We start from the raw sequence: 236 nt of genomic DNA on the forward strand, positions 1-236 counted from the left end.
GACGTCACGCTGAAGCTGGATAACGGCTCGACCATCACCATCAAGGCTGGCGATACCGTCGGCACCGTGACCGTCCCAGCACCAAGCGATGACGTGTTCATCGATAAGAGCACCCAGACCGTCAAGATCAGTGACGCCACGGGCGGCAACTTTGAAAAGCTGGAAGTTGCAGGCAACGGCGCAACCACCACCATCAACGACACTATCGACAAAGTCGATGTGGTACTGACGGCCAC

The 236-nt window shown here is 57.2% G+C and carries 1 protein-coding gene; it reads left to right on the plus strand.

Annotation, left to right across the window (positions count from 1 at the left end; all coding sequences use genetic code 11):
- Window positions 1-236 (plus strand): immunoglobulin-like domain-containing protein (locus tag ACQRBT_RS28350; protein WP_427851708.1); only part of this gene is annotated, 236 nt, incomplete at both ends.

The organism is Pseudomonas sp. R19M, from assembly GCF_050312585.1.
GTDB classification, from domain to species: Bacteria; Pseudomonadota; Gammaproteobacteria; order Pseudomonadales; family Pseudomonadaceae; genus Aquipseudomonas; species Aquipseudomonas palleroniana.